This is a genomic window from Chitinophaga arvensicola, from assembly GCF_900110835.1.
GTDB classification, from domain to species: domain Bacteria; phylum Bacteroidota; class Bacteroidia; order Chitinophagales; family Chitinophagaceae; genus Chitinophaga; species Chitinophaga arvensicola.
Genome location: NZ_FOJG01000001.1, coordinates 2,301,045 through 2,325,473, shown reverse-complemented (window position 1 = coordinate 2,325,473; position 24,429 = coordinate 2,301,045). Strand labels below are relative to the sequence as shown.

Annotated in this window: 22 protein-coding genes and 1 tRNA gene; 6 read left to right on the top strand and 17 right to left on the bottom strand. The window is 46.4% G+C overall.

What is annotated here, in order from left to right:
• Window positions 1-2: 2 nt before the first annotated feature.
• Both BMW79_RS09795 and BMW79_RS09790 read right to left on the bottom strand, forming a co-directional pair.
• Window positions 3-77 (bottom strand) — tRNA-Val (locus tag BMW79_RS09795).
• A gap of 369 nt (window positions 78-446) precedes the next feature.
• On the bottom strand, window positions 447-1,388 hold the full coding sequence (locus tag BMW79_RS09790) for a hypothetical protein (protein WP_089893836.1): 942 nt from the start codon (window positions 1,386-1,388) through the stop codon (window positions 447-449).
• Window positions 1,389-1,519: 131 nt separating this feature from the next.
• On the opposite strand from BMW79_RS09790, the gene BMW79_RS09785 reads away from it, so the two are divergent.
• From BMW79_RS09785 to BMW79_RS09775, 3 genes are read left to right on the top strand one after another with little or no spacing between them, the layout of a single operon-like run.
• Window positions 1,520-2,179 (top strand): metal-dependent transcriptional regulator, encoded by a 660-nt coding sequence (locus BMW79_RS09785; RefSeq protein ID WP_089893834.1) that lies wholly within the window; start codon window positions 1,520-1,522, stop codon window positions 2,177-2,179.
• A gap of 15 nt (window positions 2,180-2,194) precedes the next feature.
• A complete protein-coding gene (locus BMW79_RS09780) occupies window positions 2,195-4,075 on the top strand; it encodes an Nramp family divalent metal transporter (RefSeq protein ID WP_089893831.1) in 1,881 nt (626 codons plus the stop codon).
• Window positions 4,076-4,095: 20 nt separating this feature from the next.
• Window positions 4,096-4,485 carry a thioesterase family protein gene (locus tag BMW79_RS09775; protein WP_089893828.1) on the top strand — a complete coding sequence of 130 codons (390 nt, stop codon included), beginning with the start codon at window positions 4,096-4,098 and terminating at the stop codon, window positions 4,483-4,485.
• A gap of 64 nt (window positions 4,486-4,549) precedes the next feature.
• On the opposite strand, the gene BMW79_RS09770 is transcribed toward BMW79_RS09775, so the two are convergent.
• The 6 genes from BMW79_RS09770 to BMW79_RS09745 all read right to left on the bottom strand — a co-directional run bounded on the left by BMW79_RS09770 (window position 4,550) and on the right by BMW79_RS09745 (window position 8,943).
• Complete coding sequence (locus BMW79_RS09770) at window positions 4,550-5,287, bottom strand: LytR/AlgR family response regulator transcription factor (protein ID WP_089893825.1); 738 nt, start codon at window positions 5,285-5,287, stop codon at window positions 4,550-4,552.
• A complete protein-coding gene (locus BMW79_RS09765) occupies window positions 5,265-6,329 on the bottom strand; it encodes a sensor histidine kinase (RefSeq protein ID WP_218150297.1) in 1,065 nt (354 codons plus the stop codon). The genes BMW79_RS09770 and BMW79_RS09765 overlap by 23 nt, the downstream gene beginning before the upstream one ends.
• 10 nt (window positions 6,330-6,339) lie before the next feature.
• A complete protein-coding gene (locus BMW79_RS09760; protein WP_089893822.1) occupies window positions 6,340-6,702 on the bottom strand; it encodes a DUF4288 domain-containing protein in 363 nt (120 codons plus the stop codon).
• Window positions 6,703-6,758: 56 nt separating this feature from the next.
• Entirely contained in the window at window positions 6,759-7,508 is a 750-nt protein-coding gene (locus BMW79_RS09755; RefSeq protein WP_089893818.1) for a LiaF transmembrane domain-containing protein, read from the bottom strand.
• 117 nt (window positions 7,509-7,625) lie between these two features.
• On the bottom strand, window positions 7,626-8,294 hold the full coding sequence (locus BMW79_RS09750) for an FAD-binding oxidoreductase (RefSeq protein WP_089893814.1): 669 nt from the start codon (window positions 8,292-8,294) through the stop codon (window positions 7,626-7,628).
• A 43-nt stretch (window positions 8,295-8,337) separates the two neighbouring features.
• A complete protein-coding gene (locus BMW79_RS09745; RefSeq protein ID WP_245752445.1) occupies window positions 8,338-8,943 on the bottom strand; it encodes an SGNH/GDSL hydrolase family protein in 606 nt (201 codons plus the stop codon).
• 190 nt (window positions 8,944-9,133) lie between these two features.
• On the opposite strand from BMW79_RS09745, the gene icd reads away from it, so the two are divergent.
• The gene (icd, locus tag BMW79_RS09740) at window positions 9,134-10,405 is read left to right on the top strand and encodes an NADP-dependent isocitrate dehydrogenase (RefSeq protein ID WP_089893811.1); all 1,272 of its coding nucleotides are present in this window, start codon (window positions 9,134-9,136) and stop codon (window positions 10,403-10,405) included.
• Window positions 10,406-10,604: 199 nt separating this feature from the next.
• Window positions 10,605-11,834, top strand: a complete 1,230-nt coding sequence (locus BMW79_RS09735) for an NADP-dependent isocitrate dehydrogenase (RefSeq protein ID WP_089893808.1) — start codon at window positions 10,605-10,607, stop codon at window positions 11,832-11,834.
• 81 nt (window positions 11,835-11,915) lie between these two features.
• Here the strand turns inward: BMW79_RS09735 and BMW79_RS09730 are convergent, their stop codons facing one another.
• From BMW79_RS09730 to BMW79_RS09700, 7 genes are all read right to left on the bottom strand, one after another.
• Complete coding sequence (locus tag BMW79_RS09730; protein WP_177192103.1) at window positions 11,916-13,460, bottom strand: L,D-transpeptidase family protein; 1,545 nt, start codon at window positions 13,458-13,460, stop codon at window positions 11,916-11,918.
• Between the two features lie 451 nt (window positions 13,461-13,911).
• Window positions 13,912-14,484 (bottom strand): helix-turn-helix domain-containing protein, encoded by a 573-nt coding sequence (locus BMW79_RS09725; RefSeq protein WP_245752443.1) that lies wholly within the window; start codon window positions 14,482-14,484, stop codon window positions 13,912-13,914.
• A gap of 3 nt (window positions 14,485-14,487) precedes the next feature.
• Window positions 14,488-15,351 carry a transporter family protein gene (locus tag BMW79_RS09720; RefSeq protein ID WP_143059118.1) on the bottom strand — a complete coding sequence of 288 codons (864 nt, stop codon included), beginning with the start codon at window positions 15,349-15,351 and terminating at the stop codon, window positions 14,488-14,490.
• Between the two features lie 14 nt (window positions 15,352-15,365).
• A complete protein-coding gene (locus tag BMW79_RS09715) occupies window positions 15,366-15,911 on the bottom strand; it encodes a heavy-metal-associated domain-containing protein (RefSeq protein WP_089893799.1) in 546 nt (181 codons plus the stop codon).
• A 93-nt stretch (window positions 15,912-16,004) separates the two neighbouring features.
• The gene (locus tag BMW79_RS09710) at window positions 16,005-16,394 is read right to left on the bottom strand and encodes an HYC_CC_PP family protein (RefSeq protein WP_089893796.1); all 390 of its coding nucleotides are present in this window, start codon (window positions 16,392-16,394) and stop codon (window positions 16,005-16,007) included.
• An 81-nt stretch (window positions 16,395-16,475) separates the two neighbouring features.
• Entirely contained in the window at window positions 16,476-18,398 is a 1,923-nt protein-coding gene (locus BMW79_RS09705; RefSeq protein ID WP_177192102.1) for a putative porin, read from the bottom strand.
• Window positions 18,399-18,471: 73 nt separating this feature from the next.
• Window positions 18,472-19,293, bottom strand: a complete 822-nt coding sequence (locus BMW79_RS09700; protein ID WP_089896845.1) for a purine-nucleoside phosphorylase — start codon at window positions 19,291-19,293, stop codon at window positions 18,472-18,474.
• Between the two features lie 128 nt (window positions 19,294-19,421).
• Here BMW79_RS09700 and sucC point away from each other — a divergent pair, with 128 nt between their 5' ends.
• Window positions 19,422-20,633 carry an ADP-forming succinate--CoA ligase subunit beta gene (gene sucC, locus BMW79_RS09695; RefSeq protein WP_089893790.1) on the top strand — a complete coding sequence of 404 codons (1,212 nt, stop codon included), beginning with the start codon at window positions 19,422-19,424 and terminating at the stop codon, window positions 20,631-20,633.
• A gap of 68 nt (window positions 20,634-20,701) precedes the next feature.
• On the opposite strand, the gene BMW79_RS09690 is transcribed toward sucC, so the two are convergent.
• Both BMW79_RS09690 and BMW79_RS09685 read right to left on the bottom strand, forming a co-directional pair.
• Entirely contained in the window at window positions 20,702-21,862 is a 1,161-nt protein-coding gene (locus tag BMW79_RS09690; RefSeq protein WP_089893788.1) for a thioredoxin family protein, read from the bottom strand.
• 146 nt (window positions 21,863-22,008) lie between these two features.
• Window positions 22,009-24,393, bottom strand: coding sequence for a penicillin-binding protein 1A (locus tag BMW79_RS09685; protein WP_089893785.1), 2,385 nt, complete (start codon window positions 24,391-24,393; stop codon window positions 22,009-22,011).
• Window positions 24,394-24,429: the final 36 nt, after the last annotated feature.

The window sequence follows — 24,429 nt, the reverse complement described above, 5'->3', positions numbered from 1 at the left end:
TGTGGGAGCTACTGGATTCGAACCAGTGACCCTCTGCTTGTAAGGCAGATGCTCTGAACCAGCTGAGCTAAGCTCCCTCTTTTGTTTCTTACCTATCGTCCCTTTCGTTCGATTGGATCGCAAAGGTATAAACTATTTTTATTCTACCAAATATTTTTTGAAAAAAGCAGAAAAAATGCATGAAACACATGTAGCACAATAAGGCTCAAATCCTTTACAGAAAGGTATTACAGGAAAAATAAAATTTGGATTCAATTTTTCAAATGCCGCTGTATTTTTTTGCACTTATATATATTTCGCATCAATAATGTGCAGGTTTCTCTGATGTGAAAGTGAATGATTTTGTTTCCGTGATTGTTGTTAAAAACATCGGGGAGATGAAAGTCATGTAATTACTTTCATCTCCCCGATATTAAAATCAGTCTATCACCAAAGGCCGAAGGCCTTTATTTCTTTTTCTTCTTCTCTGCCTTCTTCACAAAGCCCCCCTCAAAGAAGCATTTGATGCCCCTGTAAGCGCCACAGCCACCAATTTCCCGGATGCTGACACGACCAGCAGAGAACTGGAAGGAAATGCCGCAGGAAGATTCCTTGTCTTTGTATTCACCACGGTTGCCCGCAATATAATGCCCTTTACCGCTCAGTTCTCCTTTACAGTTACCATTGTCTTTTGAGAAAGTGATGAAGAACTGGAAAGTCTTCGCATCATCCCCATCACGGATAGAAACGATATTCATTTCACCGGAGGTATAATCGCCGGAAAACTTATGTTTACGGGGTAATGTATCAATCGGGTTAAAGATCTGTCCTGCGTTCGTTGGTCCGTTGGAGTTAGTCATGATGAGCGTTACCGTTCCATCAGGATTCACCATGTAAAAATCTTCCTTCAAAGCGCTGCGGCTGCCGGACAACTTTGTTTCGCTGCTGATCTTCACTACATTTTTGCTGTCGATCTGCAGGGAGGTAACCGTACCATCTGCGCTACCGGTGCTGGCTCCACGGATACGGTTGAGGTATTTCCCTTTTTTATCGAGGAAACAGAGATAACCTACAGATTGCGATCTGCCGGCGGCTTTTACCACCACATAATCCACTACGCTACCGGAAATACGCTGGAGGGGATAAAACTTTACGCCTTCATTTTTTGTAAAATCACCTTTAGGGAGCGTATCCGTTAAAAAGCGCAGGGCCGCCGTATCCAGCCGCAGTGAATCCGCCAGTTTCAGCTGCAGGGTATCCGGAGTGAGCCTGTACGGGAGGTTGCCAGGCGTAAACAATGCCTGGAAGTCTTCAAATGTCATGGGCTCATTGCCACTTCCTGCTTTCTTCTTCGATTTGCAGGCTGCTAAAACACCGATGGCCAGTAATAATAAAAGGAAACGCTTCATTAGAAAAGTTAATTCTGGGCGAAAAGTTAGATATAATTTTTATATGTGCGCGCTAAAAATCAAAAAACATACCGGATATATAAAAGTTCGATTTATTTATTTAGATTTGTCTAAATAATATTTTAGATAACATGAATTTATCGATCGCGGAAGAGAATCATATTAAATCGATCTATAAGCTGCAGGAAGGCGATTCGGTGGTTACTACCAATGCACTGGCATACGAACTGGATACCAAGCCGGCATCGGTAACAGACATGGCTAAAAAGCTGAAAGAAAAGAAACTGATTGAATATGAGAAATACAAAGGCATCACGTTATCACCCGAAGGCCGGAAAGCCGCCCTGCAGATTGTACGGCGTCACCGCCTGTGGGAATGTTTCCTGGTAGACAAACTCGCTTTCAGCTGGGAAGAAGTACACGAACTGGCCGAAGAACTGGAGCACGTACGCAGCGAAAAGCTCACCAACCGGCTGAGTGAATTCCTGGGCAACCCGGTAATCGACCCGCATGGCGACCCCATCCCCGATGCCCACGGAAAAATGGCCAAACCCCGTCCGCAAACCTCCCTGGACCAGGCCAACGCCAGACGCCTGGTAGTTACAGCGGTAACCGATCAGTCTACGGCCCTGCTGGCCTTCCTGAATGCAAAAGGCATCAAACTGGGTACACAGCTGGAAATCATGGCCCATTATGAATACGATAATTCTATTGAGATAAAAGTGAAACAGCAGCCTGCCATCACCATCAGTGAACAGGTAGCAAAAAATATCATGGTCAGACCCGTTTAATTCTTCTTATATACTATGAGCATCGAGCATACCCATTCATCAGCATCGTTAAGTGAGGTACATCAGAGTGTAGAAACGAGTGGAAAATCCAAGTGGAAAAAGATCTTCGCCTTTTTTGGTCCGGCCTACCTCGTGAGTGTCGGGTATATGGACCCGGGCAACTGGGCCACAGACCTGGCCGGTGGTAGTCAGTACGGTTATAAATTACTCTGGGTACTGCTCATGAGTAACCTCATGGCCCTCTTGCTGCAAAGCCTGAGCGCCCGGCTGGGCATTGTACGCGGCCGCGATCTGGCGCAGGCCAACCGGGAAACCTACCCTCCGGTTGTCAACTTCATCCTGTATGTGCTGGCAGAAATTGCGATCGCCGCCACCGATCTGGCGGAAGTACTGGGCATGGCCATCGGTATCCAACTGCTGACCGGCTTACCCCTGATATGGGGGGTGAGTCTTACCGTACTCGACACTTTCCTCCTCCTCGTATTACAACGCTACGGTATCCGGAAAATGGAAGGCTTTATCATCACCCTGGTGGCTATCGTGGGCGCCTCCTTCCTGGTAGAGCTAATTCTCGTGAAACCACAAATGAACGAAGTGGTGAAAGGCTTTATTCCTACTATCCCCGACAATACGGCACTGTATATTGCCATCGGTATTATCGGCGCCACCGTGATGCCGCACAACTTATACCTGCACTCCGCCCTGGTACAAACGCGGAAAATAAAACGTGATGACGCCGGCATAAAGCAGGCCATCAAAATGAATTTCATTGACAGTACCATTGCGCTGAACCTCGCCTTCCTGGTCAATGCAGCCATCCTGATCCTCGCCGCCGCCGTGTTCTTCAAAAGCGGCCGCACCGATGTGGCCGAAATACAGGATGCACATAAACTGCTGGACCAGCTGCTGGGCAGCAAACTGGCGCCCATCCTCTTTGCCGTGGCACTCATTGCTGCCGGACAAAGTTCTACTGTAACCGGTACACTCGCCGGACAGATTGTGATGGAGGGCTACCTGCGACTGCGCATCAATCCCTGGTTGCGCCGCCTGATCACCCGCCTGCTGGCCATCATTCCGGCCCTGCTGGTGATTATCATTGCGGGCGATGAAGAAGTAGGCGCCCTGCTGGTATTCAGCCAGGTATTGCTGAGTTTACAACTCGGTTTTGCCATCATTCCGCTGATCCATTTTGTGAGCGATAAAAAAACCATGGGCATCTTCGCCATCAAACCTGTTACCAAAATATTCAGCTGGCTGGTCACCATTTTATTGGTGTACCTTAATATGCGGATGGTATTATCTGAAGTAGTCGATTATATGTCCGGTACCAATAATGTTTTTGTAGATGGATTAATCCTGATCGCGTGCGCGGGCTTTGTCGTCCTGCTGCTGATCACCATCATCTATCCGCTGCGCAGCCGCTACCGCGAAGATGCAGCCGCCGGTATCCACACCACCCAGGTATCACTGGGCGAAATGGAAACACCGGCTTATCACCGCATCGCCATGGCGCTGGATTTCTCGCCACGCGACAAAGACATTGTGACCAATGCCATTGCTCACGGTAACGAACACACGCAATATATCCTGATCCATATCGTAGAAAGTGCCTCCGCCAAATATTTTGGAAAGGACTCCGACGACCTGGAAACACGGCGCGACCAGGAGCAACTCGACACCTACATCGCCCTGCTGAAAAGCCGCAACATCAACGCCAAAGGCGTGCTTGGCTTCCGCAGACGCGCCCGTGAAATTGCACGTATTGTACACGAAGAAAAAGCAGACTTCCTGGTATTGGGAGGTCACGGTCATAAAGGTTTTAAAGACTGGCTCTACGGAGAAACCGCCAACCAGGTAAGACACGAAGTAAAAATCCCCGTGCTGGTAGTGCAGTAAGCAACTAAAATTATATACTGATGTTATCCATCTTCAAACCCGGTGATACAAAGCATTTCAGCCGTATAGTACGACCAGAGGACTGTGCATCTTTTGATAGTGGAAACGTGCATCCCGTATATGCCACCTTTGCACTCGGACGCGACGCGGAATGGTGCTGCCGGCTGTTTGTACTGGAGATGAAAGAAGAGGAAGAAGAAGGAATCGGCACAAGGCTCACGATTGAACACCTGTCGCCCGCACTTACCGGCAGCCAGGTAGATTTCACCGCTACCATTACGGAAATTCATCATCACGAAATTACATGTAGCTATGAAGCAGTTTGCAATGGGCGGGTAATTGCCACCGGGATACAGGTGCAGAAGATACTTGCGAAAGAAAAGCTAAACAGATTATTTGCGCGATTCTAGAAAAAAAGGCTGTCACAGAGACAGCCTTTTTTTCACTTCTTTATTTTTAACACTTCTTTCCTTTCTATAGTCCCAGTGCGGCTTTCAACCGGGGATAGCCGGTTTTGCTCACCAGTACCCGCGCACCGCTGCGCAGGATAGCCAAATGATTTTCTTTTTCGTAGGGGTCTATCCGTGTTACCTGGTTTACATTGAGTATATAAGAGCGATGCACCCGTGTAAACTGCTGCGGGTCCAGCATTTTTTCAAAGAAAGCCATTGTTTTGTTTTTCAGGAAGCTCCCCTCCTGCGTCACAATTTTCACGTAGTCATCTGCTGCCTCCAGGTAATGGATATCCTGCACGGGAATGATCTTGATCTTGCCATTGATCTTTATCACTACACGGTTGCTCTGCAAGGGGGTAGATGCCGCTGTTTCCAGCAGTGCTTCTGTATTGGCAGAGGGTGTCTGAAAATGATCCAGCCACTTCTGTACCGCTTTATCAAAACGGTCGTTGGAAAAAGGTTTCAGTAAATAATCCACCGCATGTACTTCAAACGCCCGGATAGCATGTTCTTCAAAGGCAGTGGTAAAAATAACGGCGGGCATATTTTCCACCAGTTCCAGCATTTCGAAGCCCGTAATTTTAGGCATCTGTATATCCAGGAAAACGATATCCGGTTGATGCTGTTGGATTGCCTTCAGTCCTTCAAAACCATCATTGCATTCCTGCATCACCTGGATCTGCGGAAAGTTTAACAGGTATTCTTTCACCACTTCACGGGCCAACGGTTCATCATCAATTATGACTGCTTTTATCATGCGTTTGTGGTACTTTAATGATTGTGGTAAATATATTTTCATGGGCGGTGGTTTCCAGCAGGTCCTGCCGCGCAAACAACAGGTACAACCTGCGGTGGATGGAACTCAGACCGAAACCAGTGCCTTTATTGGGTTGTTGTAATTCGCTGTCGAATGGATTCTGGATAGCGATGTATAACATATTATCCTGCCACCATGATTTTATGCTGATGGTAATATCACCGGTGGTATCATATAAACCGAATTTTATCGCATTTTCCACAACCGGCTGTAGCAACATGGGCGGCATCATCAGTCCTTCTGCGTCTTCTTCCCGTGTAACGATGGTAGATAGCCGGTGCCCGAAACGTACCTTTTCTATATCTAGGTACAGCTGCAGGTATTTCAACTCCTCTGCCAGGGTAATCCATTGTTCATCTTCCCTTTTCAAAGATCCCCGCAGGAAATCCGAGAGTTTCAGCACCATTTCCCGGGCTTCTTTCGGACGCAGCATGATCAGCGCATTGATAGAGTTGAGGCTGTTAAACAGAAAATGCGGCTGCAATTGCTGCCGTAGTTTGAAAAGCTCTGCCTCTCTCACAATTTTCTCTGTTGCTTCTTTCCGCTGCAGGGACTCCTGTTGTTCTGCTGCATCGTACCACATCTGGCTTCTGAAACCGATACTTGCAATTAACATCCATCCTACAAAAGCGTGAATGGGAATGGCATAATTGAGCCAGTGTAAATACTGCGCTTCCCCAGGAAAAGCAGATACGAGGATCCAACGGCTCAGGCAAACCCAGAGTACGGACAACGCAAAACTCACTACCGCTACATACCCAAACTTCATAGTACCATCTGCCGGCCGGTAGTAGGCTACATTATTACTGATAACAATACCGGCGGCGCCCAGCAGGATCACGTGTACTGCACTATCGATAATGGATTGTACGAGCGGAATATCAAACCAGTACCAGAGCAATCCGCCATAAAGGAATAACCAGATAGCGAAAGAGCAAAGGAAGGTCCACCATGAGTTGCCGGTAATTATCTGTTTTGCCAAGGCAGCGGATTTATATTGGTGATACGTTCAGCTCAAAGTATTGTTGTCCCTGTAACTGTGCTGATTTCATCTGTAACCAGGCGATATAGGAATTGGGATCACCCGGTTCTTCTATGCGGGAATACAGTTCCATTCCGTCTGTCAGCTGATCCAGGGTATATACTTCCGGTACATTGATGAATTTCCATTGTACCAGTTCCTGTTGTTGATTCTTAAAGGCATATTGTTCCTGCATACCAATTTCGCGGGCCTTGTCACAGGCATCTTTTTTGGTAACAGCGCTGATTAATCTTAATTGTTCATCGAATTGCGGGGTATGATTGCCTTCACCGCAGATGATCTGATATACTACTTTCGCAACAAACCAATGCATAAAATAAGTTTTAAAAAGTTGGAGTAAGAATAGAAGGTTGATATGGTTGTTTATGATCAGTAACTTTTAATTTCCACGCCGCCCATGATACAGGTTCCTTTCAGGATCAGCAGTTTCTCTGTTCCGCCGGACACCATGTCTACGTGACGTTTATCTTCCACGCCGCCGAGTATAGTGGTAATATCCACCCTTACTTTCCAATCGGCCGGTACGATAATTTCGCATCCACCGAAAATAGCTGTCAGGTCCATCACCGCAGTACCCTCTATCCCTGCTTTCATAAAGTTGAGTACGGCCCCGCCAAAGATAGCGGTTACATCTCCCCCTTTGAATTGTTTGGACATGACTACTTTGTTAACGCTACCAAAAATGGCGGTGGCATCCAGCATATCATCCTGTGAATGAGATTCCATATTAGCGCCATACACCCGGTCGCCGTCGTAGAGTTGTTTTTTGGATTTCCATTCCGAAGCCGGACTGGTTTTCTTTAATATCAGCATAATACCTACCAGGATCAGTGCTACCGGCCATATAAAGCGGGCATTCGAATAAGGCAGGTTCATTATTTCTGCTGTCAGGAAAATACCACCTACCAGTATCATCACGATCCAGCCACCAAATCTGAAGTTGTGTTTGGCGCCTACGGCGACACCCACACCGATCAGGATCACCTGCCAGGAAAACAACCAGTGAGGCAGATCGAGATCCAGTCGTTGTAATAACAGGCAGGCACCAACGATGATGAGAATAGCGCCACCTATGTTGCGTCCCTTTCTCCTTGATGCTTCGATATCTTCGTTTTTCATTTGTCTTACTATTTATGATACAAATGTAGAACGGCCTCCCCTGATTGAAAACAGGGTTTAGGCTAATAAAGTGCCCTTACCGGTAAAAAGCAGGAAATCGCCGGTGAAAATGCCGGGTTATATTTCTACCGTTACCAGCGCATCATTTCCGGCCAGCTTTACCAGGATCGCTTTCAGCTGTTGCACCATAGGATCGGGGCCACAGATATAAAAATGCTGGTTAAAATCCCGGATCTTCTCTTTCAGGTAGCTTTCATCGATGGTGTGGTGGTCGTAGCCCGGTACTTCCTGTGCGGTGAGGGTGTTGATAAAACGGGCCCCCAGCATTTCCTCCAACTCATCTTTGAGGATGATGTCGCCCAGCGTTTTATTGGAGCAGATCAGTTGGTTGCTGCCTAATTGTCCTTTATGCTGCAGGTCCCGCAGGATGGCTATAAAAGGGGTTACCCCGGCGCCACCGGCAATAAATACGCCTTCTCCTTTATAATGAATAGTTCCCCATACATCGTGCAGGATCAGTTCATCTCCGGCTTTCAGCAGGCCCAGTTCGTGAGTCACGCTGTTGTGGTCATCATAGATTTTGATGGTAAATTCCAGTTGATCCCATTCGGTGAGGCTGGTAAAGGTAAAGGGGCGGCGTTCGTCTTCCCATCCGGGTTTGTTCACAGATACTTCGGTAGCCTGGCCGGGCACAAAGGTATAACCGGCGGGCTTTTCCACTGTAAATTGGCGTACGTTGTGTGTAACGGGGGTAACGGCCAGAATTTTTACGATATGGCTTTCCATTGGTTCAGGTTTTCTTTAATATGAAAGTAGGATATTTTTTTTCTCATTGCAATGCCTGCTGCAATAAAGGCAGCAAAGCGACGGCCCAGCGGTGGTAATCCTTTGCAGACGGGTGCAGGCCATCCGGTGCAACCAGTTCGGGATCCTGCGCAGCTTCCCTGGTAAAAGGGGTAATATCCAGGTAGGGAACCTGGTATGCAGCAGCAATGGCCTTATTGGCGGCATTGTACTGGTCGATTTCCCTGGCAATCTGTTCCCGGTCGCGGCCAGCGGCATAGGGTGTTACGCCCCAGTCGGGAATCGACAGCACCACTACATGCGAAGGGCGCCCGCCGGCAAAGGCAATGGCTTTTTGCAGCAGGGCGGTGAACTCCTTGCTATATTCCTCTACGGAACGGCCACGGTATTGATTATTAACGCCGATGAGCAGGGTTACGATATCATAGCTTTTTTGGATATGAGCGGCGGCGATACCTGCTTCCAGTTCGTCGGTGGTCCAGCCGGTGGTGGCAATAATCTGCGGATCGGCTACAGAAAAGCCTTTCTCCCGGAGCAGGGCGGTGGTTTGTACGGGAAAACGGCCGGATTCGGCTACCTGTTCACCTATGGTATAGCTATCGCCCAGGGCGAGATATGTGGCTGGTATCATGCTGGTATCTGAGATTTTGTTGCTGCAAAAAAATGAGCAGCAAAATAACATTAATCCTAACATAAGCAAAAAGTTATATGTTGCTGTTAAATTTGCAGAATAAAGCGCAAAATACGCCCATGCGTAAGGTGAAAAGCGTTACCTTTGCACCCGATTACAACAATTACGTAACGCATAAAGAAACCGTTTTATGCCGGCAGAAAAAATATCGATGAACAACGGCCTGTTACAGGTCCCTGCACAACCAATCATCCCATTTATAGAAGGCGACGGAATAGGTCCGGACATCTGGAAAGCCAGTGTACGCGTATTCGACGCAGCTATAGAAAAAGCTTATGGTGGTGATAGGAAAATTGAATGGAAAGAAGTACTGGCAGGTGAGAAAGCCTTCCAGCAGACTGGTGAATGGCTGCCAAAGGCAACACTGGATGCGCTGAAGGAATACCTGGTGTCTATTAAAGGCCCCCTGTCTACTCCCGTTGGTGGCGGTATCCGCTCCCTGAACGTGGCAATGCGTCAGGAACTGGACCTCTACGCCTGTGTAAGACCTGTACGCTGGTTCAATAAAGTACCTTCTCCCGTGAAACATCCGGAGAAAGTGGACATGGTGATTTTCCGTGAAAATACGGAAGACATCTATGCCGGCATTGAATACATGACAGGCACGCCTGAAGCCAAAAAACTGCTCGATTTCCTTCAGAATGAAATGGGCGTTAAAAAGATCCGCTTCCCGGAAACCTCTTCCCTCGGCATCAAACCCGTGTCTATTGAAGGTACAGAAAGACTGGTACGCGCTGCCATCAGCTACGCACTGGAACACAAACGTCCTTCCCTGACCCTGGTACACAAAGGCAACATCATGAAATTTACCGAAGGTGGTTTCAAGAACTGGGGCTATGCACTGGCAGAAAGAGAATTCGGCGATCAGGTATACACCTGGGAACATTGGGAAAAAACCAAGAAAGACCTCGGTGAAGAAGAAGCTAACAAAGAACTGAAAGTAGCACTGGCCAAAGGAAAACTGCTGATCAAAGATGTGATCGCAGATAACTTCCTGCAACAGATTCTGCTGGCGCCACAGGATTACTCCGTGGTAGCTACGCTGAACCTGAACGGCGACTATATTTCCGATGCACTGGCTGCTGCGGTGGGTGGTATTGGTATCGCTCCGGGCGCCAATATCAACTATCTGACCGGTTATGCCGTGTTTGAAGCCACACACGGTACTGCACCCCGCTTTGCCAACACCAACACCATGAACCCTTCCTCAGTAATCCTGAGCGGTGTAATGATGCTGGAATACATGGGCTGGAAAGAAGCAGCGGATATCATCGTTCACGGCCTCAGCACTGCTATTGCCCGTAAACGCGTTACCGTCGACTTCTACAACCTGATGGATGATGCCACCCTGGTGAAGACCAGCGAGTTTGCAGATGAAGTGATCAAACAGATGCTGCACTAAGCGTTTTAAAGCATTTTATGATATAAGGGAGATGAAAGCGGATAAACCTGCTTCCATCTCCCTTTTTTTAACCAAGATAAAATCCGGTTAATTTTGTTTTTTTCCCAGCTATTCGTATTTTTCGTGATTATCCCGATTGGGACTCGCTTGAATAATTGTTGTGAAATGCTTTTTAATCTAATTTTTTAAAAAACCCGAAATGGCAGAAAAAATTAAAGTTGCTAATCCGGTAGTTGAACTGGATGGTGATGAAATGACACGAATCATCTGGAAATTCATCAAGGATAAACTGATACTTCCATACCTGGATGTTGAAATTAAATATTATGATCTGGGCATGGAGCATCGTGATGCTACCAACGACCAGGTGACCATCGATGCAGCCAATGCTATCAGAGAAGTAGGCGTAGGTATCAAATGTGCTACCATCACCCCGGATGAAGACCGCGTAAAGGAATTCAGCCTGAAACAGATGTGGAAATCCCCTAATGGTACTATCCGTAATATCCTGGATGGCACCGTATTCCGGGAGCCTATCGTAATGAAAAACGTACCACGCCTGGTGCCAAACTGGACTGCACCTATCTGTATCGGCCGTCACGCTTTTGGTGATCAGTACCGTGCAACCGATTTCGTAACAAAAGGAAAAGGTAAACTCACTATCAAATTTGAAGGTGAAAACGGTGAAGTGATCGAACATGAAGTATACAACTTCAAAGGCGATGGCGTTGCACTGGCAATGTACAACACCGACGAATCTATCAAAGGCTTTGCCCGTGCATGTTTCAACCAGGCACTGATGAAGAAATGGCCTTTATACCTGAGCACCAAGAACACCATCCTGAAAAAATATGATGGTCGTTTCAAAGATATCTTCGAAGAAATCTACCAACAGGAATTCAAAGCTGAATTCCAGGCTCATGGCTTAACTTACGAGCATCGCCTGATCGATGACATGGTGGCCAGCGCACTGAAATGGCATGGTAACTTCGTATGGGCTTGTAAAAACTATGATGGCGACGTACAATCTGATACCGTAGCCCAGGGCTTTGGTTCCCTCGGTCTGATGACTTCCACCCTTATCACACCTGATGGTAAAACAATGGAAGCAGAAGCCGCACACGGTACTGTAACCCGCCACTACCGCGATCACCAGGCTGGTAAGCCAACTTCCACCAACCCTATCGCTTCCATCTTCGCATGGACACGCGGTCTGGAATTCCGTGGTAAACTGGATAACAACCAGGAACTGATCAGATTCTGCCAGGCACTGGAAGAAGTTTGTATCGAAACAGTTGAAAGTGGTAAAATGACCAAAGATCTGGCCGTTTGTATCCATGGTAACAAAGTGGAACATGGTAAACACTACCTGTACACAGAAGAATTCCTGGAAGCACTGGATACCGCACTGAAAGCGAAACTTGCTTAAGTTTATATTCACAACTGCATATAAAAAAGGAGCGGAGATGATGATCATCTCCGCTCCTTTTCTTTTAAGAAGAATATCGTATTATAACTTCATCTTCTTTCTTAATACTTTATCTTCTCCATAAATATCATCGAAAAATACAAGATTACCATGTTGGCCTTCTGCGGTAAAATAACGCAGATAGATAGGAATATGTTTCGGCAGGTCTACCTGCTTCTTCTCTTCCCGTGCCAGCCATACCCGGATACTATCGCCGCTGTGACGCAGGCTATCTGCACGCACCAGGTATTGCGCCAGGCTATCCCACTGTTGAACACGCACGCAGCCATGACTCATTGCGCGCATGGAATTTTTGAATAATCCACGGTTGTTGGTATCATGCAGGTATACGCTGTATTTATTTCTGAAATTAAATTTCATCACACCCAGTGAATTGTCGATACCATCCATCTGCCGCAGCACATAAGGGAAATAACCCTTACGGAGTTTAGACCACTCTATCGTAGACGGATCTACGGTGTTACCATCTTTATCAATTACTTCCAGGTTCTTGGAAGCAAGATAACCCACATTCTTCTGAATGGCCGGCAACATTTCCTTGAACACAATGCTATAAGGTACGCGCCAGTACGGAAACATCATGAAGTTCGTCATATAGGAATTCAGCAACGGTGTGCGGGTACGCGGGGCGCCCACAATAACGCGCGATTCCAGCATTACTTCTCCACTATCTATTACCTGTAACGTGTAACCTGGTACATTCACCATAATATATTGCACCGGTAACGTATCCGGCAATTTGCGCCAGCGGTCCAGGTTTACAGCAGCCTGCATCACCCAGTCGTGCATAGAGCGGTTCAGTGCCATCACAGTTCTTTTACCGGCAACGCCATCCGGATAGATATTAAATTCTTTCTGAAATGCTTTCACGCCCGTTTTTAATAACGCGGAGTCCTGCACCTGTCCGGTAGTATCCAGGTGGCCACTCTGCACCAGGCGATTGATCACCAGCTGCCGGAAAGCCACTGTATCTGTATAGTTCAGCGGTAAAGTATCCCAATGATAATTTTCGTACTTCACCTTGAAAGACCTGATACCTTCTTTCAGCGCGACATAGCCGGCATGTGAAGGTTCGAGTGAGTGCAACAGCACGGTCACATTCTTTTCTTCCAGTGCCTGCCGCAGCTGCGTAATCAGCTGATCATCGGTATAAAGTGAGTCCTTTTTCAGGGTGATACTGTCGCGCGGCGCAATGCCGTAATGCAGATCGGACGCCATTTTCATGAAGGCGTCTGTCATCAGCACATCCACTTTCGCCCATAAGGCGGCATCTTTTTTGGCGCTGGCATCCGTGCTCATTTGCTGCCAGGCAGCTGTCAGAGCCGGTTCGTGATACTGTGCAGGCAACAGTCCTACTTCTTCTGCATGTTGTATCATATACAACATAGAATCAGCTGCGGGATTAGTTACCCCGTTTTTTGACCATTGACTCACCGGTTTATCGGTGCCATAAAATTGCTGGATCGCAGTGGGGCGAAAAGCGGCAATGCTGTCTTCCAGCTCACCTTCATTATCACTCAGCGCAGACAATCGCTCTGTGATACTTTCCGTAATGACTTCATCCAATTGTCTGATGTTTGCTACAATCTGTTTTTGTTTGGGGGCGGTATGCTTTTTTTTATTGACACAGGCTAACAACAAGCACATTCCAGATCCGCATAACAAACTGATAATAAAAATTTTGTACTTCATCTGCAGTAAATCGCTATAGTAAAGATAGGGATTTACAAATACTGTGCTGAAAATTTTTGAAGATGCAAACAGAAATGCAACACCGTTTTAATTTAAAAACAATAAGTCCGCTGCAAAGAGCGGACTTATAAATATTTTCAATATGTAGAAACAATGTCCCTACCTGCAACAATCTTTCTTTACAAAAAGAGACTGTATAAATTTCAAGATACCTATTACTACCTTTTTCATGTCCGGATTTTTAAAAAAGAGGCTACGGTGTGCAGCAGCCTCTCTTTAAACTAAAACTAAAACAACTAACTTCTATCTTTTTAACCGGCGCATACTAGATCTTATCTAATGGTATACGCTCAGGGGCTTTCAATTGTTTAAATTTACTTGGCGTAAGACCGGTAACTTTTTTGAACTGTGCCGATAAATGCGCTACACTACTGTATCCCAGCTTGTAACTAATTTCACTTAAGCTTAATTCATTGTATACCAGTAATTCCTTCACCCTTTCAATTTTCTGTTGGATAATATACTGTTCAATGGTAGTGCCTTCTGTTTCTGAGAAGAGATTACTGAGATAATGATAATCCTTCTGCAACTTCCCTGCCAGTAAGGTGGAAAAGTTCTCTTTCATTTCATCCAGTTCGGAATGATGCACGGCTTGCACAATAATACTTTTTATGCCTGCGATCAGTTGTTGCTTCTTATCATCTATCAGTAAAAATCCTTCCTGCTGAAGCGCGTCGGCTAATTCGTGCAACTGCTTGTCTGAAACAGTTCCAGCCACTGTTACCTTCCCTAATTGTATATCCTGGATGGTGAGCTCCTGCGCATGGATAGTAGCAGTAACCACTTTGATACAGCGGGGACAAACCATATTCTTTATAAACAGATCTGTGGTAGCCATCGGTTACTTTTTGATGTTAAAAATATTATGTTCTATTCTCACCAAAAACGCATTGGTGGTATTCCTCGGCATATCGCCTGTTAACTGGGTGCGATATGACAGATCCAGCCGGGTAGTGCTGTTGAAAATGAATTGCACAGCAGGCGCAATATCCAGATAGGAACCCCGGCCTGCTGCATCTGTATTGGTTTTACCCAGTAATTCCACATACAGGTTCAGATTGGTTTGCTGAAAGTTTTTATACTTCACCGGCAACACCAGGTATCCGGCAGACAGACTATAATTTACGGAATTCCGGGAGAAGTCGTCCGGGATATTATCCTTCACGTTGTTCATATAACGTGAATAACCCAACGTAGTAGACAATGCCAGTTTGTGTAACAGCTGAGTCGCAATGATACCACCATTTACACCGGAAGTAGCGCCTTCCAGATCCAGTTCCTTATTATCATAAGGCCGCATGGCATGTGAGCCATCAGGCATTTCGGGATAATAGGGATTATTGATCAGGGAGCCTCTTACATAGGCGGCCATCCGGAAATGTGCATGTTGCTGATCGAGCGACAGGAAACGGTATTTTGCGTACACGCTACCGCCTTCCATCTTCACGGAAGGTTGCATCATATTGGAAGCATAACCGAGTACGTGTACCATGAGCTTTTTATTGATACCCCACATCACTTCCGGCTCGAAGCGCATGCCATTATCACCGGAATGCTTCATGTTGAAAAACTTATTGGTCAACCTGATGCCCAGTGAATTGGCTGGCATATTACTGGCCGGTTCTGTGTTCACGTACAATTCCTGTGCGGATACAATGCCATTCGTGACTATAATAGCCAATGCTATCATTAAAATCCTTTTCATAAAACCAGCCGGTATTAAATGGTGACATGATAAATTCTTTTGGAAGCAGCTGCTCCGTCAGATTTGCAGCAATCACCCATCATACCTGTTTTATAGCAGGGCATGGAAGTTTCTGTACTGAATTTTTTAAATTGTTTGGAGGAAACAAAGTCTTTGTCGATAACAGTGATGTTTTTATCACCGGATAATACCTGGTTTTTTACATCCATAAAATGGAGGGTGCTGCCGGCAAAAGATATATGTGCATCATTCTGCACATTTACGGCATCGAAGTTAGCAGTCATAACCAGTTTACCTACAGAAAAACCAGCATCTTCCACTTTATTTTTGATAGCATCGATGCTTACGGGAACACCTGTTTTAAAGGTGAGTATAAAGGTGGTATTATCGAGATCCGTATCTATTTTATCTACAAAAGGCAGTGATTCGAGGGCTTCATAAGTAGCTTTGGAGCACATGGCACAGGTTAACCCGGTGGCGTGTACACTTGCTTTTTTAAACTGTGCGTTTGCACCGAAAGATAAGCCCAGTGCGAGCAATATAATGGATACTATTTTCATGATCTGAGAAATATAAAATGAATAAAGAATGATTAACAGCAAAGCGATAGCGTTACTGCTACAACAGCAGTAAACACAACTTTAAAGCTAACCTCAGATCAGGAAAGTACAGTTCCGGAGAAAGATGGGGGCAGAAGGAATGTCCGGTGGATCATGCGGACGGCTGCTCACGATAGTTTCGGCAGCCGGCAATACAGGTGCGGATAAAATCCTTACGGGCAACTGCATGTCTGTGGTGGTACTGAAATCGGGTTGCAGCGCTTTCGCGGCCTGGTGTGATTCAGTGACCTTACAGAACTTAAACTCGTCTTTACAGCAATCCATGCCCTTTACTGGCTTTCCGCATTTCGCACAGTGATCAGCCGGAGCTTCCTGCAGTTCTACGGACGCCAGTTTGCCCATGCAATAATGCACATTTACTGCAACCCCGCTGGTCAGCGTGGTATACAATACGGCAAATAATATGGCAAAAAATTGTTTCATGACGAATTACAAAGATAGGTAAAAAAAATGACCGGTATCCCGTTGCGGGGATACCGGTCATCATATTATGATAAAATACTGTTAATTAATAAACCACCATCTCAGCCCCACCCGGAAGGCGAAATTGTTGTAAGGGTATAATGGCGCCGCATAGTTATTATCGCCCAGGAAGGTGTTCAGGTTCTCTGCGCGTACATATGCGGAGAACGACTTGATCCTGAAGTTAGCAAATGCCGAAATATCCGGCAACGGATTACTGATCTTCGTTTTCTCCTGGTAAATAAACTGACCGGTCAGCGGCGAGTAGTCGTCGGCGTAGTAGCCGGTGTTATAACGGAACTCCAGGCCTGTTACCAGGTTCAGATTGGTATAAAGTCTTTTTTCGAAGGCAAAACGGTTACGGGTCCAGAAGGTGGGTACATTCAGCGGACCGTTGCCATGCAATTGCTGGAAAGCCACATCCACGTACCAGGCGAACGGTTTGATCGTAAACTTCTTGCTGAAAGTAACCTGCAGGAGGTTAAACAGCGAAGTATACTGGGCGCTGTGGTAGTAATCCTTGAAATAAGTATAGTTGGTAAACAGGAAATAATTAGCAGCCAGGGTATAATCCAGCTTTTTGTTTTCTGTGGCAAACTGCAGCTGGGTAATGTTTTCTTTGGCGAGGCTGGTGTTATACCAGGCATCCCTGTTACTGCCAAAGTACTTGTAAACGTAAGATGGTTCTTTATTCACGTTGCTGACACTGAGTCGCACATCTCCCAGGAAATCATTGATACGCCTTTTCAGCATACCATATGCGCTGTAGTCGCCGGCATTTTGCCCTACCGCATAAAACTCGCCCCTGAGGGAGAAATCCCATTTCTGGTTGCGGGTTTTATTACGATACTCCCCATGCAAAGCCAGGTTGGTAAAGTTGATATTCGCATCCAGGAAAGTACCCGTCAGGCTTTCAAAGCGGGCGCCCAGGTTAATAAAGTGTCCCAGGTTACCTCTCACCGGGAACTGAATCAGCGACAGATCGTTGGAGATCAGTTTCCACTGGTGTTTGGCGGTCACCGTATCTCCCTGTGGCAGGAAATTATAATGTTTCGGATAAAATGCAGAATCTGCATCTGTATCGAGGAACTGGTAGTTATTGCTCTCGTAGTTAAACGAATACTGCACACGGAATACGGGGTCGTACTTATAGATATCCAGTGTATCGTTGATATGAATACTATCTCCATGGCCCCAGTCGTACTGCTGCTGGATCAGGAAACCCGTTTCGCGGTAGTTCGTTTTCACCGGAATTGCACCTCCGAAGAAGCTGTAGGTGGTGGATGCGCCGTTTCCCAGGTTTACCGGCAGTGTTTTCCGCTGGCTATAGTTGGGATTTTTCATCAGCGAATCATACCTTAAGCCGCCGTTTTCACCGCCGTTGATCTTATTGTAATAGAAACTCAGGTAGGTATTTGCGCGTTTATTCTTGCTCTGGTACCGGGCGGTGAAGCGATAAATATCGTGATTGGTGTTTTGTGAACGATAATAGCCGGGTGCATTGATCTTGCGGTAGTCGAACGCAAAGTTAAAGCGTTCCGTCCGGTTCTGGGTATGGGTAAGGCCGATCACCTGTTCCTGCTTGCTGCCTACCAGGTATTGCAGTTCCGTATAGGGCCTGGTGGTATAGTAGAAGCGGGCGTCCTTATGGGAATTGGAATAAATATCGTAGGCATGAAAACCGGCATCAAATCCGGGTTTCATCCTGGGTGTATAGATCATATTATAGGCTGCACCACCAGTATTACCGGTAGTGGCATATGAAGCCGGCACCCGCAGATAGTTGCTCTGAAAATCATTTACGGAAGAATCCAGCTTGTAATCGGTGGGTTCTCCGAGGATGCGGTAGGTCAGGGTAAGCGTATCCAGTTCGTGTACATGCTTTCCGGTATCGCGCTGCATTTTGCTGCTACCGCCTCCACCGCCACCCATATTACTTAAGCGACCCGAGTTAAACTGGGCCATCAATTGGTTCCCGCAAAAAAACAGCAGGGCTATGAAAATGAAAAGTTGCCTCATCCGAAAGTAACAAAAGCGTTTATAGTTGCCGGATTAATTCACTAAAGATCAGCGTCAGCTTAGGTTCAGCTGCTTTAGCAGCTGCCAGTACTTCTTCATGGGTAATCACATTTTCTTCTTCCCGGATACCGATGTCGGTAATCACACTCATGGCAAATACTTTCAAACCGGCATGTGCCGCTACAATTACTTCGGGCACCGTACTCATTCCTACGGCGTCGCCACCAATGATATGCATGTATTTATACTCTGCCCGTGTTTCAAAGGTAGGCCCCTGAACGCCTACATATACGCCACTATGCAAAGATATATTGTTGGCGGCTGCAATTTTATTGGCGGCATCGATCAACGCTTTGCTATACGGTTCGCTCATATCCGGGAAACGGGGACCCAGTGTGTCCTCATTTTTACCACGCAGCGGATGTTCCGGCTGCAGGTTGATATGATCCCGGATGATCATCAGATCGCCTACCTGAAAAGCTGGATTCATGCCTCCGGCGGCGTTGGAAATAAATAATGTATGAATTCCCAGGGCTTTCATCACGCGCACAGGAAAAGTTACCTGCTGCATGGAAAATCCTTCGTAAAAGTGAAAACGCCCTGCCATGGCCACTACCGGCTTACCCTGCATGTATCCCAGGATTAGCTTGCCGGAATGCCCCTCTACAGTAGATTCCGGGAAATGTGGGATATCGCTGTATGGAATTTCCACACTGCGCTCTATTTCCTGCGTCAGGTTACCCAGTCCGCTACCTAGTATAATGCCCGCTACTGGCTTATCTTGCCAGAATTTGCTGATATATTCCCCCGCTGCTGTGATCTTTGTCGTTAGTTCACTCATCTGTTTATACATTAATTAAAAGTCGGATTTAAAAAACAAACCCGCGCAAAGTTATTTTTTAATTCACAAATGACACCAGTTTTATATTTAAATCATAATGACCTATTTTAGCGGCAAATTTTATTCCGATGAACTTACACGAGTACCAGGCTAAAGAACTGTTGAAAAAATATAATGTACCGGTACAGGAAGGTATTCCGGTGGATACCCCTGAAGCGGCTGCGGAAGCATACAAGCAGCTGAAAGTGCAATTTGGTAATGAATTTGCCGTTGTAAAAGCCCAGATTCACGCGGGTGGACGCGGAAAAGGTAAGATCCGGGGTACAGAGCAGAGAGGTGTGGCAGTAGGAAAAAATGCAGAAGATATTAAAACCATAGCAGGCAATATACTGGGAGGCACCCTGGTAACTATCCAGACCGGCGACGCTGGTAAACTGGTAAATAAGGTACTGGTAGCACAGGATGTTTACTATCCAGGCGCTAATCCGGTAAAAGAATTCTACCTGTCTATCCTGCTGGATCGTGCTAAAAGCCAGAACGTTATCATGTATTCCACTGAAGGTGGTATGGATATCGAAGAAGTAGCACACAGCACTCCTGAGAAAATATTTAAAGAGTGGGTAAAACCAAATATGACCCTGCAGCCTTTCCAGGCACGTAACATTGCTTTCAACTTCGGTTTGAGCGGCGAAGCGTTCAAAAACATGGTGAAATTTGTCACCAACCTCTATAACGCATACGTAGGACTGGATTGCAGCATGCTGGAAATCAACCCGCTGTTCAAAACCAGTGATGAGAAAATCATTGCTGTAGATGCTAAAGTAAACCTGGACGACAACTCCCTGATGCGTCATCCTGACCTGGAAGCACTGCGTGATATTTCTGAAGAAGATCCTACCGAAGTAGAAGCCAGCAAATACAACCTGAACTTCGTAAAACTCGACGGTAACGTAGGTTGTATGGTAAACGGCGCCGGTCTGGCCATGGCTACCATGGATATGATCAAACTGAGCGGCGGTGAACCGGCTAACTTCCTGGACGTAGGTGGTACTGCCAACGCACAAACTGTTGAAGCAGGTTTCCGTATCATCCTGAAAGATCCTAAAGTAAAAGCTATCCTGATCAATATCTTCGGTGGTATTGTTCGTTGCGACAGGGTTGCACAGGGTGTTATTGATGCTTACAAATCTATCGGTAACATCACTGTTCCTATCATTGTACGTTTACAGGGTACCAACGCTGCTGAAGCAAAAGTACTGATCGAAGAAAGCGGTCTGAAAGTACAGTCTGCCATCCTCCTCAGCGAAGCAGCTGCACTGGTAAACAAAGCAGTTAGCTGATAAACACACGATATAAAAAAAAGCGGCGCAGGTTATCTGCGCCGCTTTTTTTATGTTTTCCCTTTGTATCAGCTTCCCAGCTTATCCAGTTCTTTCTGGAAATATTCAGCTGGTTGCCCCATCGCTGTCGCCTTGGCCATCGCCCAGGTAAAGTATTTCTTCGCAGCGTCCTTATGTCCGTCGCGGCACATATAAGCCAGGGAAGTCAGTACTTCCAGGCTGGATTCCGCAGTGAGTGCCGGCGCCGCCCAACGGATGTACAGGTCTTTCAGTCCGGGTTGTTTTTCCAGCTCCGCGCTCATATAAAAACGCATATAGCGTACCCTGTTTTCATTGGTATCATGGTGGGCAATCGCGAATTCCAGGAATGCCTTCGCATCTTTTGCTGTTTTATAAAGATAGTTTTCTGCGTAGTACATCTGTATTTCCTGCCAGTCGACAGCACTGTATACCTGCTGCTGCTTCGCCAGGAAAGCATCAAATGCGGCGTTATCCAGTTGTTTGGGCAGTACCGTCAGATCCTGTTTCAGCAAGCCATTCAGTACGTTGCTATTGAGATCCGCCCCGAACCGCTCGATATATGTAGTTCTGTTCTTAATATAAAATGCCCGGTAGTTGGCCGGCAGATTCCGGCATACCAGCATTACCTTGAATACAGATTCTTTCAACAGGTCTTTTTGTTTTAAAAGATACTCTTTCACAGCAGTGCTGTCCGGGAACTTCCGGTCTTTTGCAAAAAAGAAAGTATGGTAAAATTCAGGATCATCGGTTTTCAGGCTATTGCCGAAACCTGTCAGGTACTGACCTGCTTTATACCGGGAGATGTTGTTCTCCAGGAACTTCATAAACTGTGCGGGTTCCTGGTAGCCGGCACCGGTATTGATCAGTTTTCCTTCTCCGGAAATAATCAGGTAAGTAGGGAAACCTGTCATGAAATATTTAGCGCATAATTCTTTACCAAATGCTTCTTTGAAAACATCATAACCGGTGCTCACAAAATTGTCTTCCATGTACTTTTTTACTTCCGGCCGTGGAAACACCTTTACTTCCATGTCTTTGCAGGCATGGCATCCTTCAAAATAAGTGTCAACGAAAATGGGTTTGTGTTCTTTGCGGGCTTTAGCGGTCAGCTCTTTCCAGGATCCTTTGATAAACTGGGTACTGTCTTGCGCGGCGGCTGTTAATGGCAACAGGCCTGCCAGCAGCAATGCTTTAATGGCATACTTCATTGTACTGTTTCTTTTTAATGGTTTGGTGGCGCGAAACTAATAAATTGATCGAGTATCTGTATAAATATTTCGGGGAGATAAAAGCGGGTGTATCCGCTTCTATCTCCCCGAAATATTTATCGTCCAGAAATCGCCTGCGGCGATCCCTATTCTCCTTTCTTTGGTGTTGCCGGCGGCATGGTGGCCTTCGGCTTATTTTCCTTGTGTTCTTCTTTATCCTTATTAGGTTTAGGCGCCGCAGCAGGTTCCTGGGTTTCAGCACCGGGCGTCGCAAAATCGCTGGCATCTCCGGAACCATAATCATCCGCAGAACCGTTGCCCACATTCTCTGATTCAGCGCCAGGTTTTACATTGGAATCGTAGTTCATGTAAATATCATCTTCGCTCATATTCGGAGGTATGGGGAAATGGTCGCTGGTATTAATTTTCAGGGTAGGATCTGCATATACCTTCTGCATAAAATACGCCCAGATCGGTAAGCCGGTATTAGCACCCTGACCAATAGCCGTAGTGCTGAAGTGGATAAAGTTGTTTTCGCAACCTACCCAGGCGCCTGCCAGGATCTTAGGAGTGTACCCCATAAACCAGCCATCGGTATTATCGTTGGTAGTACCTGTTTTACCGGCTATTTCACCCTGGATATTAAAGCGGGAACGGATACGTGCGCCGGTACCACCAGGTGCTACTACCCCTTCCATCATTTTCACCATCGTATAAGATTCCCTTTCGCTGATCACCTCCCGTTTCACCGGGGCAAAAGTTTCCAGGATATTACCATTTCTATCTTCAATACGGGTAATGTAGATAGGTTTGGTATTGATACCACGGGCAGGGAACATGGTATATCCCTGCAGCAGTTCGTATAAGGACAATTCCACGGCACCCAGCGCAATCGCCGGATAAGCAGGAATATCGCTGGTAAAGCCTACTTTATTTTTGGCGAAATCGGCAAATGGCTTGGCGCCTATCTGTTTGATCAGGTAAGCGGCCACCAGGTTCAGTGATTTAGCCAGGGCGCCCGCCATGGTAATAGTACCACCGGTGCTGCCTTCTGAGTTATGAGGCGTCCATCCGTTGATGGAAATAGGTTCGTTAGGCAGCATGGTATTGGGCGACATACCATTCATGATGGCAAAACAATACAGGAAAGGCTTGAAGGTAGAACCTACCTGACGACGGGTTTTAGCCACGTGGTCATTTTTGAAATACCGGAAATCAGGGCCGCCTACCCAGGCTTTTACTTCACCGCTTTCAGGATCCATGGCCATAAAGCCAGCCTGTAAAATGGAACGCATATACTTAATGGAATCCAGCGGGGTCATGGTGGTGTCAATCTCGTTCAGATCCGGCTCAGTTGAGCTTTTCCAGCCAAAAACCTTCATCCGCACAGGTGTATTGAACACGCGGGCAATGGTGGAATCATCTGCTTCATCGTCTTTCATAGACCGGTACCGCTCAGATTCTTTCATGTACTGATCCAGGTATTTGGGCCATTTCTTCCAGACGCTGCCTGTTTTAACGTCGTTTTGTGCAGAGAGTGATTTTTGCAGAACGGCCAGGTGTTTGGCCACAGCTTCCTCTGCATATAACTGCATTCTCGGATTAATAGTGGTATAAATTTTCAGACCATCACGGTAAAGGTTATACTCTGATCCGTCGGCTTTCTTATGCACCTTGCACCAGCTTTTAAGCTCATCGCGCAATACTTCCCGGAAATAAGGCGCCAGTCCTTTGTTATGGTCAATTTTATTATAGTGCAGTACAATAGGCTTACTTTTCGCAGCAGCAGCTTCTGTTTTGGTGATAAAGCCGGCTTCTTCCATGTTGCTGATCACCGTATTACGGCGCAGCAGCGCATTCTGCGGATTACGACGCGGATTGTAAAGGGTATTACCTTTCAGCATCCCTACCAAAATCGCCGCTTCTTCGATAGATAAGTGACCGGCGTCTTTACTGAAGAAAGTTCTGGCGCCGTTTTCAATACCATATACGTTATCTCCGAATGCTACCGTGTTGAGGTAGAGGGTCAGTATTTCCTGTTTGGTAAAGTTTCTTTCCAGTTTCACCGCAATGATCCATTCCTGTATTTTCTGGAAGGCCCTGCCGACAGGGTTTCCGGAACGTTGTTTTCCCAGGTTATCTGTCTGGAGGTTCAATGCCAGCTGTTGGGTAATGGTACTGGAACCACGTTTTTTTCCGATAAGCAGGTAAAAAGGGATAGCCATGGTACCTTTCGGGTCGATACCGGAGTTATCGTAGAAACGGGTTTCTTCTGTGGCAATCAGCGCATTGATCACATTTTTGGAGATCTCATTATAATCGCTGCTGGAGCGGTCTACCTGGTAGTATTTACCCAGAATGGTACCATCATCTGCAATTACTTCTGCTGCCAGCGCCGCCCGGGGATTTTCCAGTTCTTCCATGGAAGGCATGCTTCCAATGATCCGGAAATTAATGAGTAAAACGAAGAGAACAAGTACTGCTAAGATACCAAAAGCCACCCGCCACAATATTTTCACCGATTTTTTCATGCGCTTATTTAGTTTGTTTTATGGCCAGATTGCCCG